The organism is Nonomuraea sp. NPDC049607, from assembly GCF_040675375.1.
GTDB lineage: Bacteria > Actinomycetota > Actinomycetes > Streptosporangiales > Streptosporangiaceae > Nonomuraea.
The window spans coordinates 45,500-66,595 of sequence record NZ_JBFAOV010000033.1 but is presented as its reverse complement, the minus strand read 5'-3'; the positions used below and the strand labels follow the sequence as shown (position 1 = coordinate 66,595).

At 71.1% G+C, this 21,096-nt stretch carries 16 protein-coding genes; 5 read left to right on the top strand and 11 right to left on the bottom strand.

Going from position 1 to position 21,096, the window contains the following annotated elements; translation table 11 throughout:
* Window positions 1–40 precede the first annotated feature (40 nt).
* The 8 genes from AB0J97_RS40980 to AB0J97_RS40945 all read right to left on the bottom strand — a co-directional run bounded on the left by AB0J97_RS40980 (window position 41) and on the right by AB0J97_RS40945 (window position 8,903).
* A complete protein-coding gene (locus AB0J97_RS40980) occupies window positions 41–448 on the bottom strand; it encodes a hypothetical protein (RefSeq protein WP_364099570.1) in 408 nt (135 codons plus the stop codon).
* Entirely contained in the window at window positions 445–1,335 is an 891-nt protein-coding gene (locus tag AB0J97_RS40975) for an SseB family protein (RefSeq protein ID WP_364099567.1), read from the bottom strand. The genes AB0J97_RS40980 and AB0J97_RS40975 overlap by 4 nt, the downstream gene beginning before the upstream one ends.
* A gap of 16 nt (window positions 1,336–1,351) precedes the next feature.
* Window positions 1,352–3,166 (bottom strand): asparagine synthase (glutamine-hydrolyzing), encoded by a 1,815-nt coding sequence (asnB, locus tag AB0J97_RS40970; RefSeq protein ID WP_364099564.1) that lies wholly within the window; start codon window positions 3,164–3,166, stop codon window positions 1,352–1,354.
* A gap of 153 nt (window positions 3,167–3,319) precedes the next feature.
* On the bottom strand, window positions 3,320–3,526 hold the full coding sequence (locus tag AB0J97_RS40965) for a cold-shock protein (protein ID WP_055509312.1): 207 nt from the start codon (window positions 3,524–3,526) through the stop codon (window positions 3,320–3,322).
* 212 nt (window positions 3,527–3,738) lie between these two features.
* The gene (locus AB0J97_RS40960; protein ID WP_364099560.1) at window positions 3,739–4,128 is read right to left on the bottom strand and encodes a VOC family protein; all 390 of its coding nucleotides are present in this window, start codon (window positions 4,126–4,128) and stop codon (window positions 3,739–3,741) included.
* A gap of 133 nt (window positions 4,129–4,261) precedes the next feature.
* Complete coding sequence (locus tag AB0J97_RS40955) at window positions 4,262–6,055, bottom strand: serine protease (protein WP_364099557.1); 1,794 nt, start codon at window positions 6,053–6,055, stop codon at window positions 4,262–4,264.
* 214 nt (window positions 6,056–6,269) lie between these two features.
* Complete coding sequence (locus AB0J97_RS40950; protein ID WP_364099554.1) at window positions 6,270–7,736, bottom strand: M81 family metallopeptidase; 1,467 nt, start codon at window positions 7,734–7,736, stop codon at window positions 6,270–6,272.
* Window positions 7,737–7,754: 18 nt separating this feature from the next.
* Window positions 7,755–8,903: an ROK family transcriptional regulator gene (locus AB0J97_RS40945; protein ID WP_357706838.1), complete on the bottom strand. Its 1,149-nt coding sequence runs from the start codon at window positions 8,901–8,903 to the stop codon at window positions 7,755–7,757.
* 220 nt (window positions 8,904–9,123) lie between these two features.
* On the opposite strand from AB0J97_RS40945, the gene AB0J97_RS40940 reads away from it, so the two are divergent.
* The 4 genes from AB0J97_RS40940 to AB0J97_RS40925 all read left to right on the top strand — a co-directional run bounded on the left by AB0J97_RS40940 (window position 9,124) and on the right by AB0J97_RS40925 (window position 14,871).
* Entirely contained in the window at window positions 9,124–10,935 is a 1,812-nt protein-coding gene (locus tag AB0J97_RS40940) for a peptide ABC transporter substrate-binding protein (RefSeq protein ID WP_364099551.1), read from the top strand.
* A gap of 67 nt (window positions 10,936–11,002) precedes the next feature.
* Window positions 11,003–11,965 (top strand): ABC transporter permease, encoded by a 963-nt coding sequence (locus AB0J97_RS40935; protein WP_364099548.1) that lies wholly within the window; start codon window positions 11,003–11,005, stop codon window positions 11,963–11,965.
* On the top strand, window positions 11,962–12,867 hold the full coding sequence (locus AB0J97_RS40930; RefSeq protein WP_364099545.1) for an ABC transporter permease: 906 nt from the start codon (window positions 11,962–11,964) through the stop codon (window positions 12,865–12,867). The genes AB0J97_RS40935 and AB0J97_RS40930 overlap by 4 nt, the downstream gene beginning before the upstream one ends.
* A 12-nt stretch (window positions 12,868–12,879) precedes the next feature.
* Entirely contained in the window at window positions 12,880–14,871 is a 1,992-nt protein-coding gene (locus tag AB0J97_RS40925; RefSeq protein ID WP_364099542.1) for an ABC transporter ATP-binding protein, read from the top strand.
* 40 nt (window positions 14,872–14,911) lie between these two features.
* Here AB0J97_RS40925 and AB0J97_RS40920 read toward each other — a convergent pair whose 3' ends face one another.
* The 3 genes from AB0J97_RS40920 to AB0J97_RS40910 form a co-directional block, all read right to left on the bottom strand.
* Window positions 14,912–17,314, bottom strand: coding sequence for a discoidin domain-containing protein (locus AB0J97_RS40920; protein WP_364099539.1), 2,403 nt, complete (start codon window positions 17,312–17,314; stop codon window positions 14,912–14,914).
* A 14-nt stretch (window positions 17,315–17,328) separates the two neighbouring features.
* A complete protein-coding gene (locus AB0J97_RS40915; protein WP_364099536.1) occupies window positions 17,329–18,561 on the bottom strand; it encodes a glycosyl hydrolase in 1,233 nt (410 codons plus the stop codon).
* 114 nt (window positions 18,562–18,675) lie between these two features.
* Entirely contained in the window at window positions 18,676–19,701 is a 1,026-nt protein-coding gene (locus AB0J97_RS40910; protein ID WP_364099533.1) for a LacI family DNA-binding transcriptional regulator, read from the bottom strand.
* Window positions 19,702–19,801: 100 nt separating this feature from the next.
* Here AB0J97_RS40910 and AB0J97_RS40905 point away from each other — a divergent pair, with 100 nt between their 5' ends.
* The gene (locus AB0J97_RS40905; RefSeq protein WP_364099529.1) at window positions 19,802–21,091 is read left to right on the top strand and encodes a sugar ABC transporter substrate-binding protein; all 1,290 of its coding nucleotides are present in this window, start codon (window positions 19,802–19,804) and stop codon (window positions 21,089–21,091) included.
* The last annotated feature ends 5 nt before the right edge of the window (window positions 21,092–21,096 follow it).

The following is a 21,096-nucleotide window of genomic DNA, read 5'->3' as shown; positions in this document are numbered from 1 at the left end:
GCCAGTTTCCGTCACATGAACAACAGGAGACAAGAGCCAATCACGAAAAATGGTCGTTCGGCGGACTTATCGCCACAACTTCTTCCCGTAGTTCGGCGATCTCCGCTCGCGGGACCCACGCCCGGTACACGCCCCGCTCGACGCGCTCCAGCCCCAGTGCGAGCGCCGCGGGCGCGGAGCCGCCCAGGTATTCGAGCAGGAGAAGGCCGTCGCGCTCGTCGTGGACCTGGAACCGCTCGTCCCGCCAGATGCACTCCGTGGTCACGAACTGAAGGGACGCGCACTCGGTCACCGGCACCGTGCGGACGTGGCAGCCCGGCTCGACCTCCTCGAAACCGTCGGCCGGGCCGGTGGTGCGCAGGCGTACCCACAGCTCCAGGGCGTGCGGCTCCGGGCTGGCCACGTAGTCGGCGCCCTGCCAGTGGGCGCGGTAGAAGTGCCAGGTCATCGTTCCCCCCTGCCGATCAGCAGCCATCGCCGCAGGTCACCGTGGTACAGCGCGCGCCGGTGCTCGGCGCCCTGGACGGTGAGCTCCCAGATCTCCGAGCCGTGCGGCAGGCCGACGCCGTACACCTTGTACTCGCGGATGACCTGGTCGACATTGGGCACCAGGCCCATGCCCACGAACGGCGGCTCCTCGACCACCCAGCCGGCCACCGCGACCCGGCCCTCCTCGTCGCGCCCGCCGTACGGGGTGCGGTAGAGGTCGAGGCCGACGGGACGCCAGCGCAGGATGTTCAGCGAGCCGCTCTCGGTCAGCATCTCCGGCTGCTTCAGGGCGTCGGCCAGCACGGCGGGCGTGGCGATGTGGGAGACGTCGAGGGCGTGGTGGCAGTAGCCGGAGACGCGCGGCTCGCCCGTCGCCAGGAGGTCCCCGATGTCGGACGGGGACAGCAGCTTCTGCACCACCGGCACCCCCGAGTCGGGCGCGAGCAGCAGGTCCTGGACGAGCGTGGGCACCGCCAGCCTGGCCAGCGTCCCCGGCTCCAGCAGGAATGCCGCCCCCAGCCCCGGATTGACCGCCAGCCCCCATCGCGGGTCGGGCCAGCCGGCCGCCAGCTCGGCGGGCGAGACGACCCGGCAGTGCGTGGCGGCGCCGCCGGTCGCGGTGATCATCGCCTCGACCGAGGTGAAGGCCACCACCCAGGTGCGGCCGGAGTCCGTGGCCGTCGCCCAGGCGGGCGGCTCGGTACCGGCCGCCGCGGCGGCGGTGATCGGCAACGCCAGGTCGGCGTCGCGGAGCAGGCCCAGGCACAGGGCGTCCTGCCCGTCCTGGCGGGCCACCCACAGCTGTTCCTCGAACGGCGTGGCCGGCAAATGATCACTGGACGTCATCCGCCCAGTCTGCCCGCTACAACTCCAGGCGCACGCCATAGGCGGTCAGCCAGACGTTCAGGTCGAGCGCCAGCTCCAGGCTGTACCTGCTCATCGTGGTCGTCACCTTCTCGGGCGGCGCCGAGGCGGCCTCCCGGACGGCGTCGGGATCGAGGAGCCGCAGCACCGGAGCGTCCTTGTCGGCGGCCAGCTCGCGCAGCGCCGCGCGGAGCGCCTGCTCGTAGCCCACGTCCTGGGTCACCGGGTACGGCGCCTTGACCCGGCGCAGGATCGGCTCGGGCAGCAGGTCGGCCCCGGCCGCCCGCAGCAGGCTCTTCTCCCTGCCGTCGAACGTCTTCATCGACCAGGGCGTGTTGAACACGTAGTCGACCAGCCGGTGGTCGCAGAACGGCACGCGCACCTCCAGCCCGACGGCCATGCTCATCCGGTCCTTGCGGTCGAGCAGGAAGGGCAGGAAGCGGGTCAGGTGCAGGTAGCAGATCTCGCGCATGCGCCGCTCGCGGGCGTCCTGACCGGGTACGTGGGGCACCTCGGCCAGCGCCGTACGGTAGGCGTCGGCCGTGTAGGCGTCCAGGTCGAGCTGCCGGATCAGCGACTTGTCGAGCATGTCGGACGGCTGCTGCTCGCGCATCGCCATCGCCAGCCACGGGAAGGTGTCGGCCTCGACCGTCTGCGGCAGGTGGAACCAGGCGTACCCGCCGAAGATCTCGTCGGCGGACTCGCCCGACAGCGCCACGGTCGAATGCTCGCGGATGGCCCGGAACAGCATGTAGAGGGAGGAGTTCATGTCGCCCATGAAGCTCGGCGCGTCCCAGGCCCGTACGACCGAGGCCCGCAGCTTCGGATCGGCCAGCTCCGCCGGCCCGAGGACGATGTCGGTGTGCTCGGAACCGACGTGCTCGGCCAGCATCCGCACGAACGGCCGGTCGGGATCGCCGCGGAACTCGTCGGGCCGGAAGTGCTCGGCGTAACCGGCGTAGTCGACGGCGAAGGAGCGGATCGGGCCGTGCGTCCTGGCCAGCGCGGTGACGACGCTGGAGTCGAGGCCGCCGGAGAGCAGCGTGCAGATCGGCACGTCGGAGATCAGTTGCCGGCCGATGATGTCGTCGAGCAGCTCGCGCACCGTGCGGACGGTCGTGTCCAGGTCGTCGGTGTGCTCGTGGCCCTCCAGCGACCAGTAGCGGCGCAGCCGCGCGCCCTGCCTGCCCACGCGCAGCAGATGGCCGGGCGGCAGCTCGAACAGGCCCTGGTAGACCGATCGCTGCCGGAGGCCGGCCAGGCTGAGCAACTGCCGCAGGCCGTCGAGGTTCACCACGGGCGGCGCCAGCGGGTTGGCCAGGATCGCCTTGGGCTCGGAGCCGAACAGCACGCCGTTGGGCAGCGGGTAGTAGAAGAGGGGCTTGATGCCCATGCGGTCGCGGATCAGGACGAGCTCCTGCTCGCGCTCGTCCCAGACGGCGAAGGCGTACATGCCGTTGATCCGGTCGGCGACGCCCTCTCCCCATTCCAGGTAGCCGCGCAGCACGACCTCGGTGTCGCTCCTGGTGCGGAAGCGGTGGCCCTTGGCGGCCAGCTCCTCGCGCAGCTCCCGGAAGTTGTAGACCTCGCCGCTGTAGGTGATGACGGCCAGGCCCTCGGCCTCGATCGGCATGTGGCCGCCCTCGACGTCGATGACGGCGAGCCGGCGGTTGCCGAGCGCGGCGTGGGGTTCGAGATGGAGGCCCTGGTCGTCGGGGCCCCGGCAACTCATGGTCTCGGTCATGGCGAGGGCGGTGGCCCGTTCGCTGGTCAGGTCGCGGTCGAAGTCCACCCATCCGGCGATGCCGCACATACGAGGGTCCTCTCAGACGAAGTCTGACAACTTGCCTGACGCCCTCGCAACATAACCGTACGGAGCTGCTCGGTCCATACCCGATAAATGCCCCTGAAAGCGGTCTGGGCCCGCACCCCGGAGAGGTGCGGGCCCAGACGCGGGCTGCGTGGGTCAGGCGGGAACGATGTTCTCGGCCTGCGGGCCCTTCTGGCCCTGCACGACGTCGAAGGCCACCTTCTGGCCCTCGGTCAGCTCACGGTAGCCACCGTTGGAGACGATGTTGGAGTAGTGGGCGAAGACGTCAGCGCCGCCGCCGTCCTGGGCGATGAAGCCGAAGCCCTTTTCGGAGTTGAACCACTTCACGGTACCGGTTGCCATATCGGATCTCCTTCAGAATGTGCAGAGACGGAATCCGCACCGCGCGGACCCCCGTGTCGCCGCGTTGAGCCCATCCCGGAGATGACCGGAAAACAAAAACGCACCTGAAGATCCAGCCCTTTCAGGTGCGCACAAAGTCTTTTATGGGTACCACAACTGCAACGCGGCTAACGCTAGCACACCCATCGCGCATGACGCAAATGCGGGGGCCTTCACCGCGGGTCGCGGCGCAGCGGATGGCCGGGCGGCACCTCCACCAGGACGATGCGATGGCCGTCGGGGTCGGCGATCCACATCTCGACCAGGCCCCACGGCTCCAGCCGTGGCTCGCGCAGCACCGTGACGCCCGCCTGCCGCAGGCGCTCCTCCTCGCGCCCGACGTCGCGCACCTGCAACCAGATCGACAGCGTGCCGCCGGTCGCGGGGCCGTCGGAACGCCCGGCGACCTCAAGGAAGCCCTGGCCGAGGAAGAAGACCACGCCCGGATCGTCGTCGGGGCCGAACTCGCGGTAGACCGCCAGGCCGAGGGTCTCGGCGTAGAAGCGGCGGGTGCGTCCGGGGTCGCTCGGCCGCAGGAGCACGCGGCTGCTCAGCACGTCCACGAGGTCATCGTAGGCCGCGGGGGGCGTGGCGGGCCGGATCGGGCGGGCGCATGTCGCGGCCCCGGAACCCGTCATGGAGTTCCGGGGCCGCGCATCCTGACGTGTCTGGCGGGACCTGGCTCACGCGGGCCCGTCAGGAGTTCGGGGGCTGGTCGCCGAGCCGGCGCTGGAGGTCGGCGATCTGCCGTTCCAGGTCCGCGACCTGCCCGGACCTGGGGTCCGAGGGCGGGGCGAACTGGCCGTAGCGGACGGACCTGGTCTCGTCGCCGCCGGCCTGCTGGTGAGGGGGCTGCTGGAACCGGTCGTCCGGCGCCGATCCGTACGGGCTCGCGGCGTGACCGCCCGCGGCGTACCCGCCGGGGCCGTATCCGCCGTGGCCGTCGGAGCCGTTGTGACCGTACTGGCCCTGGGCCGGGTACATCGGCTGGACCGGCGGCGAGAGCTGGGCCTGGGCCGCGGGAAGCTGCTGCCACGGGGGCGGCGGCACCGCGCCGTACCCGGGCTGGGGCGAGATGACGGCCGGCTGGGACCGCCGCCGCCCGCGCAGCACCTTGACCAGGACCGCGACGAGCACGAGGAGGAGCAGCACGCCGCCGCCGATCAGCACCCACATCAGGATCGGCTTGGGCGTCTCGTCCTTGCCCGCGGAGATCGCCTGCTGGGAGTCGCTGATGTACTTGGCCACGTACGGGTGGTTCGGGAACAGCGCCTGGACCTCGCGGAACTTCGGCAGCGCGGCGGAGTAGTAGCGCCGGAAGAAGTCGTTGAGCGCCTCGTTGTACCGGGTCGTCGTGACGGCCTGGGCGGGCTTGACGTTCTTCTCGCCGAGCTTCTCCTTGATGATGCCCACCGGCAGGACGAAGCTCTCGCTCTCCGACGCCTCGCCGCCCTCGCTGACCGTGCCCGCGATCAGCATGCCGACGACCTTGCCGTCCTTGCTGAACACCGGGCCGCCGGAGTTGCCGTGGTAGGACGGCGCCTGCGTCTGGATGTACGGCACGCCGGTCTGCGTGGTGCGCTTGGCGTTGTACGGGCCCTCGGTCAGGGCCGGCTCCAGCTTCGACTCCAGGCTGAAGAACGGCGTGTTGGTGACCAGGCCGGGGAAGCCGCTGATGTAGAGGGTGTCACCGGTGCGGACGTCGGCGTCGTCGCCGAGCGGCACGGTCGGCAGGTTCTGCTGGCCGTTCACCTTGAGCAGCGCGAAGTCCTTGCCGGGGTAGCTCTCGCCCACCGACACCAGCTCGGCCGGGACCGCCTTGGCCGTCTTGTCGACGCCGCCGCCCGGCAGGCTCTGCATGACCGACAGGCTCTGCTTGAGGTTGCCGAGCTGCATGTGGGTCGAGTTGAACGTGACGTAGATCTGCTGGGCGAGCTTGACGATCTCCTCGTCGTTCTTGAGGTCGCCCAGGCCGCTGATGATCTCCTTGGCGTCCTTCTTGTTGAACTTGGCCAGCGCCTGCTGCGCGAAGAGCTGGCTGAGCTCGGTGTCGCCGATCTGGACGCAGTGCGCCCCGGTGACCATGTACCCGTCGGGGGTGACCCACCAGCCGGTGCACATGCCGCCGACCTCGGCCTCGACCGTACGCATCGGGGTGGTCGCGGACACGTAGGTGTCCACGTTGGCCGCGATCTGCTGGAAGACCCACTTGCCGATGCTGCGCTCGTCCGAGGAGATCTTGCCGGACTGCACGGCGGCGACGGCTTCCTGGACGATCTGGTTGTAGGCCGCCTCGTTGATCGTGTTGGACGGGACGGACACCGTCGCCGTGTAGGTGAAGCTGGTCAGCTGCACCGCGGGCTGCGTACGCGCCGCCAGCCAGGTGCCGACCGGGACGTCGGGCCGCTCGTCGGGGGAGTCGTCGGCGGCCGCGGGCAACGCCGGCAGCATGACCGCCGCGACGACCGCCGCACCCGCGGCGACCCTCATCAGCCTTTTCCTGAAATATCCGCTCACAGGCGGAATGATGAGTTAGCCCTCTTGTTCCTGGCTTGGAGCCGACTGGGAGCCCCCTCCAAGCCCCCACCAGGCCCAGGTCCGAAGCCCTTGCCGGGCCACCGGGTGCAAGCCCTCACCAGGCTCAGCCCCCGCCCCCCACCCGCCGCCCTTCTGTCCAGGCGGCGGGGGCACGTCCGTCGGGGGGCTAACGTGCGGTGATCACGGTGAGGTCGGCGTCGAAGTCGCGGTCGAGGGGGAAGACCGGCCGGGCCAGCCGCTCGTACGGCAGGCGTTGCAGGTCCTGGTCGACACCACCGGGCGTCAGGGCCAGCAGCCAGTCGCCCGCCGCGTCGAACAGCTCGGGCTCAAGGTAGCCGATCTTGACCGTCACCAGGTCCACGTCGTCCACCGAGACGCCCAGGCGGGCGTAGGAGGCCAGCTCGCGGTACTGCATGCGGCGCGAGGTGACGAACACGCTCAGACCGCCCACCCGCACGCTGACGCACAGCCCGCCGTCGGGGTCGTCGGCGACCGCCTCCAGCACGCCTTCGATCGGCAGCGGCCCCGGCTCGCGGGCGTCGATCCGGCCGCCGACGCGCAGGGCGACCGGCGAGCCGGGCGCGAGGCCGGCGACCTGGGCCACGGCCTCGGGATCGACCAGCGAGGCGTAGACCGCGCGGACCGAGCCGCCGGCGATCTCGGGACGGGCCAGCATGCGTTCAAGGGCGAAGGTGACGTCGTCGGCGCCGCCCGCGCCCGGGTTGTCGCCCGAGTCGCTGATGAAGAACGGGCGCCGGGCCGGGTCCTTGACCGCGGTCAGCGCCTGGTCGAGGCATTCGTCCATGGAACCGGTGGGCGCGACGAAGGTGAACGCGTCGCGCGCCGCCCAGAAGTGCTCGCCCAGCTCGCGGGCGGCCTCGGCGGTGGCGGCGGCGTCGGTGCCGGTGGCGACGACCGCGCCGCGGCAGCGGGGCTCGTCGGCCCAGGCGAAGCCGATCCAGATGGCCGCGTCGATGACGCCGTCCCTGGCCTCGATCTCGGGGACGCGGGCGTAGAGGCCCTTGGCGGGCTCGACGCGCGTGCTGGTCATCTCGCCGGGCAGCAGGATCGGCACGTGCACGAGGGCCTTGTGCGGACGCTGCCCGCGGCGCAGAGCCTCCACCAGGTTGCGCGCCGCGCGCTCGCGGGTCTCCCAGACGTCCACGTGCGGGGCGGTGCGGTAGCAGGTGAGCAGGTCGCAGCCGTCGAAGAAGCGGTGGGAGACGTTGCCGTGCAGGTCCATGGCCGCCGAGACGAACGGCCCCCCGCCGGTCACCGAACGGACCACCGTGATCAGGTCGCCCTCGGCGTCCTCCAGCCCGACCACGCTCATCGCGCCGTGGATGTCGAGCAGGACGCCGTCCACCGGGCCGGCCGAGGCCAGCCCGGCGGCGATCTCCGCGGCCCAGGCGTCGTACGTCTCCCTGGCCACGGCCCCGCCGGGCAGGGCGCGGGCGTGGACGAGCGGGATCCACTCGACGTCGGCCGCCCACGGCTCGGCGAGCCAGCCGTACCGCGCGAGCAGGGCGTCACCGCGGGTGACCTCGAAGTCGGCGGCGGTGCTCAGGTGCGGGGAGAAGGTGCTGGACTCGATGTGCACGCCGCCGACGGCGACGCGGAGGGGACGGGACACGGGCGGGGGACTCCTTGCCTAGGAGGGACGGACGTCGGCCGAGGCGCGCACGAGATGCCCGAGGCCGATCAGGGCCGCGTCCGGGCCGGCGGCGCTGGCCTCGATGGAGAGTGACTGGGTCATGGACGGCAGGCAGCGCTTGTAGAGCATGCTCCGGGCGGCGGCCACGTAGACGTCGAGGCTGGACAGGGCGCCGCCGATGACGACGGCGTCGGGGTTGAGGAAGTTCACCAGGCCGGACAGGGCGACCCCGAGCAGGCCGCCGGCGTGGCGGACCAGGGTCACGACGGACGGCTCGGCGTCGACGGTGGCGGCGATGACGTCGCGCGGCGTGCTGACCCGCAGGCCCCGGTCCTGGAGCTGGCGGACCAGGGCGGCGCCGCTGGCCACCGTCTCCAGGCAGCCGCGGCTGCCGCAGGAGCACTCGCGCTCGCCGCTGTCGGCCACCCGGACGTGCGTGACGTCGCCGCTGAGGCCGCGGCCGCCGCGGTAGATCTGGCCGCCGCTGACCAGGCAGCCGCCGATGCCGGTGCCGGCCTTGACGTAGATCATGTCCCCGGGGTCGCGGCCCCGGCCGACGTACTCGCCGATGGCGGCGGCCTTGGCGTCGTTGTCGACGACCGCGGGCACGCCGAAGCGCTCCCTGAGGTGGGTCTGGGCGTCGAAGCCGCTCCAGCCGGGCATCCGGGCCGGGCCGATCAGCCGGCCGTGCGGGTACTCGACCGGGCCGGGCAGCGCGACGCCGATGCCGAGCAGCGGCTGACCGGGGGCCTTGGCCGTGCTGAGCTGCTCGTACGCCTGCCCGATGGCGTCGAAGACCTGGCCGGGCCCGTCCGCTATGTCGGTGGCGATCTCCCGTACGGCCAGCAGCCGGCCGTCGGGCGAGCACAGCCCGACGCGCGCGTGCTGGGCGCCCAGCTCGGACACCGCGAACGCGCCCTGGACGTCGCGCAGGCGCAGGATGCGCGGCCGCCGCCCGCCGGTGGAGCGGCCCACGCCCTCCTCCAGGATGGCGCCCTCCTCCAGCAGCCGCCGGACCACGCTGGAGACCGTGGACGGAGCCACCTGGAGAGTCTCGACCAGGTCGGCGCGCGATGTCGCCGCACCGCTGGCCAAGAGGTCGAGCGCCTGCTCACGCAGGTTGGCGGGACTCGATGGCTCCGGCATGCCGCTCCTTCTTCAGGCCGGTCTCCCGGCAGGCCCGTCGTCGCAACAGAGCCCCATCATGAGGCACCGGCGACTTCGACTCTAACCTGAAAGAAGTAAGCGAACAAAGTGTGTTACTTCCGTTGACTTCATACGGGACCATCTATACATTCTCCGCATTGAACGCACCAGGCCCTCCGGAAAGCGCAGGGCGCCGTGCGACGTCAACCGAGGAGATCCCATGGGGAGCAGATTCCACCGGCGCGGGCTCCGCGGCACCGGCGCCCTGACGGGCGTGCTGGCCATCGGGCTGGCGCTGACCGCGTGCAGCGGGTCCGCCGGCGGCGCGCAGAAGGGCGCCCAGAGCGGGGGCCAGACCAAGGACGGCGTGACCGTCGCCCTCAGGACCCCGAACTGGATCCTGCCGATTTCGGCGCCCGGCTTCACCCAGGGCGAGAACGTCATCTTCGGCTCCGCCCAGTACCGTCACGTGTACGAGTACCTGCTGGACGGTTCGGCGAAGTACAACATCGACCCCGAGCGCTCGATGGCCGGACCGCCCGAGGTGAGCGACGGCGGCAAGACGCTGACGATCACCCTGAAGGACAACACGTGGTCCGACGGCAAGCCCGTCACCACCCGTGACATCCAGTTCTGGTGGAACCTCGTCACCGCGAACAAGGACAAGTGGGCGTCCTACCGCGAAGGCGGCTTCCCGGACAACATCGCCGAGTTCAAGGTGAAGGACGACAAGACCTTCTCCCTGACGACCACGAAGACGTACAACACCGGGTGGTTCGTCGGCAACCAGCTCAACCGCATCGTGCCGCTGCCCCAGCACGTCTGGGACAAGGACTCGGCGACGGGCAAGGTGAGCGACCTCGACACCACGCCCGAGGGCGCCCGGAAGGTCTTCGACTTCCTCACCGCCGCGTCGAAGGACCCCAAGACGTACGCGACCAACGAGCTGTGGCAGGTCAACAGCGGCCCGTGGAAGCTGGAGAAGTACGTGCCGAACGGCGAGGTCGTCCTCACCGCGCGCCCGAACTACTCCGGCTCCGACAAGCCGAAGCTCAAGTCGGTGACGCTGCGCCCCTTCACCAGCGACGACTCCGAGTTCAACGTGCTGCGCGCCGGTCAGATCGACTACGGCTACGTGCCGCCGGCCAACCTGTCGCAGCAGAAGTACCTGGAGTCGAAGGGCTACCAGATCGCCCCCTGGTACGGCTGGTCCATCACCTACCTCCAGCTGAACTTCAACAACCCCGCCTCGGGCCCCCTGTTCAAGCAGCTCTACCTGCGCCAGGCCCTGCAGTCGCTCATCGACCAGCCGACCATCAGCAAGGCCATCTGGTCCGGCATGGCCGCCCCGACCTGCGGTCCCGTCCCGGCCAAGCCCGGCACGAACGGGTCCAGCGAAGGCTGCGCCTACTCCTTCGACCCGGCCAAGGCCAAGCAGCTCCTGGAGAGCCACGGCTGGCAGGTGACCCCCGACGGCCAGACGACCTGCCAGAAGCCGGGCGCCGGCGCCGACCAGTGCGGTGAGGGCATCGAGTCCGGTGCGAAGCTGGCCTTCACCGTCACCAGCCAGACCGGCTTCTCCGCGACGACCAAGATGTTCGCCGAGATCAAGTCGCAGATGGCCAAGCTGGGCATCCAGCTCACCATCAAGGAGGTGCCGGACTCGGTCGCGGTCACCCCGGCCTGCAAGTCCTCCGACTCCGAGTGCTCGTGGGACATGTCGTACTTCGGCTCGCAGGGCAGCTGGTACTACCCGGCCTTCCCCAGCGGCGAGCGGCTGTTCGCCACCGGCGCCCCGGTCAACCTGGGCAGCTACAGCGACGCCGAGTCCGACAAGCTCATCGAGGCCACCCAGTTCTCCGACGACGAGGCGACGCTGAAGGCGTACAACGACCGTCTGGCCCAGGACCTGCCGGTGTTGTGGATGCCGAACCCCGTCTACCAGATCTCGGCGTACCGTTCCGGGCTCCAGGGCGTGACGCAGGACCCGATGAACAACATGTTCTTCCAGGACTGGTCCTGGAAGAGCTGAGACAGTCCCCCACTCCGGCGGCCCGTGCGGGGGCCGCCGGGGTCCCCGGAGCAAGGAGGGTCCACGCGTGGCCCGGTATCTGATCACCCGCTTGGGCCAGGCCCTGATCATCGTCGTGCTGGTCACGATGATCACGTTCGTCATCCTGCATCTCCTGCCGGGCGGCGCGGCGCGGGCCACCCTGGGCAAGGACGCGACGCTGGCGCAGCTCGCGGCGTTCGACCACGAGATGGGCTACGACCGCCCCTGGATCCAGCAGTACGTCATGTTCATCGGCCGCCTCCTGCGCGGCGACCTCGGCTACTCCTTCCAGCTCAACCAGTCGGTGGCCGAGGCCATCGGCCAGCGGCTGCCCAAGACCATGGTGCTGTCGCTGTTCTCGACGATGCTGGCCGTCGTCGTCGCCATCCCGCTCGGCGTCGTCCAGGCGATGCGGCGCAACAGGTGGCCCGACTACACGATCACCACCCTGTCGCTGCTGGCCTACGCCACGCCGATCTTCTTCATGGGTCTCATGATGATCATTCTCTTCTCCCAGGTGTGGCCGATCCTGCCGCCGGAGGCCTCGCAGGGGTTCACCCTGGGCGAGGTGCTCGCCGATCCGGCCGGGCTCGTCCTGCCCACCATCACGCTCGCCATCGTGACCGTCGCCGTCTACTCGCGGTACGTGCGCTCCTCGATGGTCGACAACCTCAACGAGAACTACGTGCGCACCGCCCGCAGCAAGGGCCTGTCGGAGGCGCGCGTCGTCGCCCGGCACACGCTGCGCAACGGCCTGTTCCCGGTCATCACGCTGCTCGGGATGTACCTGCCCGCGCTGTTCAGCGGCGCCCTGGTCGTCGAGGCCCTGTTCAACTACCCGGGCATGGGCCAGCTCTTCTGGCAGGCGGCGCTGAAGCGGGACTTCCCGATCCTGTTCGGCGTCACCCTGATCATCGCGGTCGCGACCGTCCTCGGCGCTTTGCTCGCCGACCTGCTGTACGCCGCCGTGGACCCCCGCGTACGGCTCAGGACGGCGGCCCGCTCATGACCGCACCCGCCGAGGCGGCCGGCACGCCGGTCCCCGCCGACGAGGCACCCGTACGCGGCCAGTGGCGCCAGGCGCTGACCGTCTTCGCCGAGAACCGCCTCGCCCTGGTGGGCCTGGTCATCTTCGTCGTGCTGGGCGGCCTGTGCTTCCTCGGGCCGCTGTTCTACCGGACCGACCAGGTGCACACCGACCTCGCCTCGGTCTACCTGGCCCCCGGCACCCCCGGGCACCCGCTGGGCACCGACGGCGTCGGCTACGACCAGCTCGGCCGCCTGCTGCTCGGCGGGCAGACGTCCATCGTCGTCGGGCTGGCCGCCGGCGTGCTGGCCACGGTCGTCGGCACGATCTGGGGCGCCATCGCCGGCTTCACCAGCGGCTGGGTGGACGCGGCCATGATGCGGGTCGTCGACGCGATGATGTCGATCCCCTCGCTGTTCCTGTTCATGCTGATGGCGACCATCGTCACGCCGACCGTGCCGATGCTCGTCCTCATCATCGGCGCCTTCGCCTGGCTGGGCCCGGCCCGGCTGGTCCGCGGCGAGGCGCTGACCCTGCGCTCGCGCGAGTACGTCCAGGCCATGCGGTCGATGGGCGGCACCGGCGGCAGGGCCGTACGGCGGCACATCATCCCCAACGCCATCGGGACCGTGATCGTCAACGCCACCTTCCAGGTCGCCGACGCCATCCTGTACGTCGCCTACCTGTCCTTCCTCGGCCTCGGCGTGCCGCCACCCGCGGCGAACTGGGGCGGGATGCTCTCCGACGGCCTCGCCAACACCTACAGCGGCTACTGGTGGCTGCTGTACCCGCCCGGGATCGCCATCATCCTCATCGTCCTCGCCTTCAACTTCATCGGCGACGGGCTGAGGGACGTCTTCGAGGTCCGCCTCCGGCGGCGCTAGGAGGAACGGAACATGACCCCTTTGCTGCGCCTGCGCGACGTCAGCACCGACATCCCGCTGCGTCAGGGCGTCGTGCACGCCCTCGACCACGTCAACCTGGAGGTGCGGCAGGGCGAGACGCTCGGCATCGTGGGCGAGTCGGGCAGCGGCAAGACCATGACCGCACTGTCGATCATGGGCCTGCTGCCGTCCGGCGGCCACGTCGTCGGCGGCGAGATCCTGTTCGAGGGCCGCGACCTGCTGTCCCTGCCGCCCGCCGAGATGCGCAGGATCCGCGGCGTCGAGATGGGCATGGTGTTCCAGGACCCGCTCACCTCGCTCAACCCCACCATGCGCATCGGCGCCCAGGTCGCCGAGCCGCTCCGGGTCCACCAGGGCGTCGGCAAGGCGCAGGCGCGTGAGCGGGCGATCGAGATCCTGCGGCGGGTCGGCATGCCGCGTCCCGACAAGATCGCCGACGCCTACCCGCACCAGCTCTCCGGCGGCATGCGCCAGCGCGTGGTCATCGCCATGGCCCTGGTCTGCTCGCCCCGGCTGCTCATCGCCGACGAGCCGACCACCGCGCTCGACGTCACCACCCAGCGCCAGATCCTCGAACTCATCGATGACCTGCGCGAGGAGTTCCAGATGGCGGTCGTCCTGGTCACCCACGACCTGGGCGTGATCGCCAGCCGCGCCGACCGCGTCGCCGTCATGTACGCCGGCCGCGTGGTCGAGGCCGCGACCACCGCCGAACTGTTCCGGCAGCCGCGCCACCGCTACACCGAGGCGCTCATGGAGTCGCTGCCCGGCGCGGCCGGCCACGAGGGCGGCGCGCTCTACAGCATCCCCGGCCTGCCGCCGGACCTGTCCCGGCCGATGACCGGCTGCCGGTTCGCACCCCGCTGCCGGTTCGCGACCGAGGAGTGCCGCACCACCGACGTGACCCTGTCCGGCGACGAGCACCAGCACGCCTGCCTGCACCCGGTGCTCCAGCCGCGGGCGCGCGCCGAGGTCGCCGCGCCGGTGCCCGGCCGGGCCGGGCCGCAGGACGAGGTCGCGCCGATCCTGTCCGTCCGCGAGCTGGTCAAGAACTACGACGGCACGGGGTCGCTGGGCCGCAAGGCGCCGCAGGTGAGCGCCGTCGCCGGGGTCGGCTTCGACGTGCGCCCCGGCGAGACGTTCGGGCTCGTGGGCGAGTCGGGCTGCGGCAAGTCGACCGTGGGCCGGCTGATCGTCGGCCTGGAGGAGCCGACCTCCGGGCAGATCGTGGTGGACGGCGCCGACATCGCCACGCTCGACCGGCGCGCCCGCCGCCGCATGCACCGGCGGGTCCAGCTCATGTTCCAGGACAGCTACGCGGCGATGAACCCGCGCATGCGCATCGACTCCATCCTGTCCGAACCCCTGGAGATCCAGCAGGCCGGCGACCGGGCCGGCCGCCGCTCCCGCATCGGCACCCTGCTGGATCAGGTGGGCCTGCCGCGACGGGTGCTCGACCGGTACCCGCACGAGTTCTCCGGTGGCCAGCTCCAGCGCATCGGGCTGGCCAGGTCGCTGGCCCTGGAGCCGCGGCTGATCGTGTGCGACGAGCCCGTCAGCGCGCTCGACGTCTCCATCCAGGCCCAGGTGCTCAACCTCATGCGCGACCTCCAGCGCGAGCTGGGCCTGTCGTACGTGTTCATCAGCCACGACCTGTCCGTCGTGGACTACATGTCCGACCGGATCGGCGTCATGTACCTGGGCAAGCTCGTCGAGGTCGGGCCCGCCCGCGACGTCGTCAGGGCCGCCCGGCACCCGTACACGCAGGCGCTGATCGAGGCCGTGCCGTCCGCCGAGCCCGGTGTGGCACCGCGCGAGAGCGTGGCGATCAAGGGCGAGCTGCCCAGCGCGCAGAACCCGCCCACGGGATGCCGGTTCAGGACGCGCTGCCCGCTCGCCCAGGAGATCTGCGAGACCGAACCGCCGCTGGCGGGCGGCGCCCATCAGGTGGCCTGCCACTTCCCGCTGCGCACGGCGGATTGAGGTGCCGGCCCGGGCAGGCGGGCCGGCACCTCGCCCCCCGTCAGGAGCCCCAGACCTCGAACTCGTAGATCCGGGCCGCGGGGTCGGAGTCCTGCGCGGGCTTGGTGATGTTCAGCCGCACGTACCGGGCGGTCGAGGTGACCGGGTGCGTGCTGGTCCCGGTGGTGTTGCCGGTGACCGTGACCGCCGTGGTCCACGGGTCCGAGGCGGACGAGCGCACCTGGACGGTGAAGTCACGGGTGTTCCAGCTCGCCTGCTCGCCGCCGGCCTGGGCGTGCCTGACCACGAACCGGGTGAGCTGTTTCGCCGAGCCGAGGTCCACCTCCAGCCACTTCGTGCTGGTCAGGGCGCACCACTTGTCGGCGTTCCCGCCGGACACGCTGCCGTTGACGGCCTTGGCCGGGCCCTCGTCCGCGTTGCACTGGCCGGAGGCGGTGGCGGGCCGGCCGAGCGCCAGGTTGCTCTCGCCGGGGTCGCCTCCCCAGGCGACCGTGGTGGAGGCGGCGGGGGAGCGGCCGTACTCGGGGGAGACCGCCTCGACGTCGATCGTGGTCGAGGTCTCCGTGCCCACCCGGTCGAGCTGCGGGACGAAGTAGGCGTCGTTCGGGGTGCCGCCCAGGTAGGTGCGCGTCCCGTCGGGGTTGCGCCGGTAGACGTCGTAGTGGTGGGCCTGGCCGGAGCCCGACCAGGACAGGCGGAGCGACTTGCGGCCGGCCGACACGTCGGTGACGCCGAGCACGCTCACGCCGGTGGGGGCGGCGGGAACGTCCACCGCGCCGTCGTGGACAGAGAGCTGGCCGACGCGGATGTCGTAGGCGTCGTTGCTCCCGGCGGCCTGGAGGCCGAGCTGGGCGATCGTCTTCCCGGCGTGGGCGGACAGGTCGAGCGTCCTGCGCTCCCAGCCGGTGCCCGCCGCCGAGCCGAGGTCGAACGTGGTGAACGTGGTGGGCGCGTCGGTGAAGGCGACGGCCGCCCGCAGGTTCGTCGCGCCCGCCGCCGGAGCCTTGAACACGACCGAGAGCTTGGTGTCGGCGGCCACCGGCAGCTTCGTCTGGTAGAGCCGGACGGTGTTGACCGAGTCCAGACGGCCGCGCAGACGCAGCGAGGAGCCGCCCTCGTAGGCGTCGCCGAAGTCGATCGAGGGCGTGAGCCTGGTCCCGGCGGACGAGACCAGCCACTGGTAGGTGGGCGGCACGTCCTGGAGCGAGAGGTTGTTCCAGCCGCCGGTCCGCACCCGGAGGCCGCCGACGTTGTAGAAGTCGCCCTGTCCCGCGTTGAACCCGGTCACGAAGGGCTTCGCGGTGACCGCGCTGGACTCCGCGACGTACGTGGCCAGGCCCTTCCACGAGGAGGACGTCGAGGTGTTCGACGGGTCGCCGTTCGCGCCCACCCAGTAGCGGGCGTCCTTGGTGCGGAAGTCGTCGCGGCCGGAGGAGGACTTCCACGTCCATTCCGGGCGGTAGAGGCCGAGCGAGGTGACGTGCGGCCGGCCGGCGGGGAACAGCGCGTCCCAGGACACGCCCGTCCCGTAGCCGTTCGCCTCGGTGTCGATGCCGGAGTAGAGCTCGTACCCGCTGCGGCCGAGCGAGCCGGCCCGGTCGCGGGAGGAGGCCAGACCGCTCGCCGACCAGCCGAAGTTCAGGAACATCGAGTCGGAGACCTTGGCCGGATCGGCCAGGAAGGCGTCGTTGGCGGTGGTCAGGGCGTTCTGCCAGGAGACCGAGCCGCTCTCGGTCATGGCGTCGTACCACATGAACTCGACCGGGCCCTTGGCCCTGGCGTACTTCATCAGCGACCGCAGCTCGGTCGCCAGGGACGCGTCGCCGCCGGCGGTCTCCTGGTTGACGAACCAGCCGTCGAACCCGTAGTGCTGGGCCACCTGGACGAGCTTGTCGGCCACCACGTACGAGGAACCGGACTTCCGGACGAAGTCGCGCACCCACTGGATCTGGCCGCCGTAGGCGGTGGGCGGGAAGAAGACCGTTCCGTACACCTTCACGCCGTTGCGGTGGGCGGCGTCGATGACCGTGGGGTTCGGGGCCAGGATCAGGCCCTCGCCCGCCGAGCCGCCCCAGAAGACCAGCGTGTCGACGTACTGCCAGTAGCCGAAGGCGTAGTAGGCCGGGTCGTACGAGCCCTGCGACGGGTTGTTCGAGGTCGGGCCGAACGACACCAGCGAGGCGATGCGGCCCTCCCCGGCACGGGCGTTCGCGTTGGCCTTCAGCGCCGGGTCCTGGATCCTGGGCCGCAGCGGCACCCGGGAACGGTTGAAGCGGGCGTCGGGGTCGGTCGCCGGGTCCCACGACAGGATGGTGTCCGGGTACCAGTAGGAGGCGTACGGCTGGTCGCCGGGCTGGGCCGCGGTGGCCTGGGCCGGGCCCGCGACCAGCGCGGCGGCCAATGAGGCCGCCGCGCACAAGGTGGATAACAGCCTGCGTGGCATCTGAGCTCCTTGTCTCATGCCTGGGTCAGGACGGTGTCGATCCCCCGAGCTTGAAGATGCGCGGCGTCCGCGCTGCGGGCCTTGGTGACGATGGCCACCGGCCCCGATCGGCGCAGCCGTACCCACTCGGCGTGGAAGGGGCTGCCCGGCGCGACCTCGCCGCGCCGGCCGGGCTCGGTCGCGAGGTCGGGCTCGCAGACGAGCGCGGGCCTGCCGCCGCCGTCCGCCTGCCGGGCGCCGCCGGAGCGGCGGTGCTCGGCGATCACGGCGGCCAGCTCCCGAGTGGCCGGCTTGATCCGGTGGTCGACGGTGAACAGGCCGAGGTCGTACTCGCGTTCCGGGAAGTCGGCCAGCGAGCGGTCGAGGTCGTGGGAGCACCACCAGGTGACGCCGTAGAGCGCCGGGTTGGCGGTGACCAGGTCGAGCATTCCGCGCACGAACGCGGGCGCGTCGGCGGCGGGCACGTCCGGGGCGGGCGCGCCGACCTCCTGGAGCCACACCGGCCTGTCCGGGTCGGCGCTGGTGGCGGCGGCCAGCTCGACCAGGTAGTCGGCGTGGGAGACGGTCGCGGGGCCGAGCGGGCCGTCGAGGGCGGACACGCCGTTGAACACCCACGAGTGCACGGTGGTCAGGTCGCCCAGCTCGACGGTGTCGGCCGGGTGGAAGGGGTGGCCGGGGTCGTACCAGGTGGCGTCGTAGAGGGAGTGGAGGGCGAGCAGGCGGGGGGCGGCGGCGCGGGCCACGCCGACCAGCTCGGCGGCCCAGGCCGAGGACGCGTCCGGCGTGGTGCCGTTGGCCGGGAAGAGGTTGTCGACCTCGTTGCCCAGCGTCACGGCGAACACGTTGCCGCGGGTGGCGACCTCGCGGGTGAGCCGGTCGACGTACGCGGCCAGGCCGTCGCGGACGTCCCGGTCGGTGAACAGGCTGCGCCGGTGCCAGGTGAGCACCCAGGACGGCAGGAAGTCGAAGCTGGACAGGTGGCCCTGGAGGAGGTCGACGCAGACGTCGAGGCCGAACTCGGCGGCGATGTCGATGAGGGCGAGCACGTCGTCGATGCCGCGCTGCCGGATCAGCGAGCGATTGGGCTGAATCCACGGCCAGACCGGAAATATCCGGATGTGGTCGAGGCCGATTCCGGCCAGGTCGGCCAGGTCGCGGCGGGCGGCGTCGGCCGAGAAGTCGAGCCAGCTGTAGAACCAGCCCTCCGCGGGCACGTAGTTGGCGCCGAAACGCAAGGGGAAGGGCACACGTCCTCCGAGGAGTCGATCGGAACTCCCCGAACCCTAAATCGGTTTAGTCCGCTTGCCAAGACACCGCTCCCAGGAGGGCGCGGCGGCCCGCCGGAACCGGCCGGAAGGCGGTCAGGCGTCGCGGGACGGCGGCGCGGTGCTCTCGCGGACGACCAGGCGCGGCGTGGCGGTCTTGAGGTCGCGCCGCCGCCCCGGGTCGGCGATCAGCTCCAGCAGCACCTCGGCCACCTGCCCGCCCAGCGCGAACGTGTCCCGCGACAACGACGTGATCGCCGGATGCGTGACCCGGGTCAGCACCGAGTCGTCGAAGGCCACGATGGACAGCTCGTCCGGCACGCGCACCCCCATCTCGCCCGCCACCCCGAGCCCGGCCAGCGCCATCACGTCGCTGTCGTAGACGATCGCGGTGGGCCGCCGCCCGCGCGACAGCAGTGCCCTGGTGGCGGCGGCGCCCTCGGCGTCGCTGAAGTCGGTCGGCACCGACACCGCCTCGACCAGCCCGAGCCTGCGCACGGAGTCGCGCAGCGCGCGCATCCGCCGCTGCGTGTGGCGGAAGCGCGGCAGCCCGGCCACGTGCGCCACGCGCCGGTGGCCGAGCGCGGCCAGGTAGTCGACCACCGAGAGCATCGCCTCGCGGTCGTCGGCCCACACGCTCGACAGCGACCCGTGGCCACCCGGCCCGCCGAGCACCACGGCGGGCACCTCCAGCTCCTGGAGGGCGTCGATGCGCGGGTCGCGGACCTGCGGGTCGACCATGATGAACCCGTCCACGCGGTGCGCGGAGGCCCATTCGCGGTAGACCTCGATCTCGGCCTCGACGTCCTCGACCACCAGCAGGTGCATGGCCACCGACTGGGCCGACAGGCTGGCCTGCAGCCCCGACAGGAGCTGGGCGAAGAACGGCTCCACGCCCAGCGTGCTGGCCGGCCGGGCGATGACCAGCCCGACGGCCTCGGCCCTGGACCCGCCGAGCGCCCTGGCCGCGCTGTGGGGCCGCCAGTTCATCTCCTTGGCGGCCTGGAGGATGCGGGCCCTGGTCGCCTCGCTGACGCCGGGACGGCCGTTGAGTGCGAACGACACCGCGCCCTTCGACACCCCGACCCTCTCGGCGATGTCGGCGATCGTCGGTCGGCCCACGGCTGGCTCCTCACGGATTCGTCTCATCTATTGACACCGCAGTGTAGCCCGGTGGATAGTCCCGCAACTAGAGCGGTTTAGTTCCCAGAAGGAGTGCTTCATGCGAAGGTACTGGGCAGGACTGGCCGTGGCCGCCACGATGATCACCACGAGCTGCGGGCTCGGCGGCGCGGAGCAGGGTTCGGAACAAGGACCGGCAGTGCCGAGCGCGAGCCTGACCGGCGAGGTCAAGGGCAAGGTGAGCCTCCAGACGTGGGCGCTGAAGCCCAAGTTCACCGACTACGTCCAGGGCGTCATCGACGCCTTCGAGAAGAAGTACCCGGGCGTCGAGGTCGAATGGCTCGACCAGCCGGCCGACGGCTACTCCGAGAAGGTGCTGAGCCAGGCGGCCGGCGGCACCCTGCCCGACGTCACCAACCTGCCGCCGGACTTCGCGCTGCCCCTGGTCAAGCAGGGGCTGTTACTCGACGTCGGCCGGGCCGACGCCAAGCTGGCCGACGAGTACGTCCCCGGCGGCGTCGAGGCGTACCGGTTCTCCGGCCACGACGGCGTCTACGGCTACCCCTGGTACCTCAACACCGACGTCAACTACTGGAACTCCGAGCTGCTCAAGAAGTACGGCCTCGACCCGGCCAAGCCGCCGGCGGCCCTGGACGAGCTGATCGCGCAGGCCAGGACGGTCAAGGAGAAGTCCGGCGGCAAGGTCTACCTGATGAGCCGCCGCCCCGAGCTGGGCGACCTCACCCAGGCGGGCGTCAAGATCCTCGCCGACGACGGCAAGAGCTTCGTCTTCAACACCCCCGAGGCCGTCGCCGTGCTCGACCGCTACCGGGCGGCGTTCAAGGACGGCCTGCTGCCGCGCGACGTGCTGACCGACACCTACGCGGGCAACGCCAAGCTGTTCAACGAGGGCACGGTCGCCTGGACGACCGGCGGCGGCAACTACATCACCAGCCTGGCCACCGACAACCCGACGCTGGCGCCCAAGGTGGTCTCCTCGCCGGTCTGGGACGTGCCCCCGCTGTACGTCCAGGGCCTGTCGGTCTCCGCGAAGACCAAGAACCCGCCCGCCGCGCTCGCCCTGGCCCGCTGGGTGACCAACGCCGAGAACCAGGCCGCCTTCGCCCACCTGGTCAACATCTTCCCCAGCACCAAGGCGTCGTCGGCCGACCCGTTCTTCAGCAAGAGCGACGGCACGAACTCCGGCGACGCCAAGGTCACCGCGTTCACCTCGCTGGCCAAGGCCAAGGTGTTGCAGCCGTACGAGGTGACCGAGGCGATGAGCAAGTACATCAGGCAGCAGTTCGCGGCGGCGATCAGCGGCGAGATCGGCTCCAAGGAGGCGCTGGACAAGTCGGTGGCGAAGTGCAACGAACTGCTCACGAGCTGAGCGGC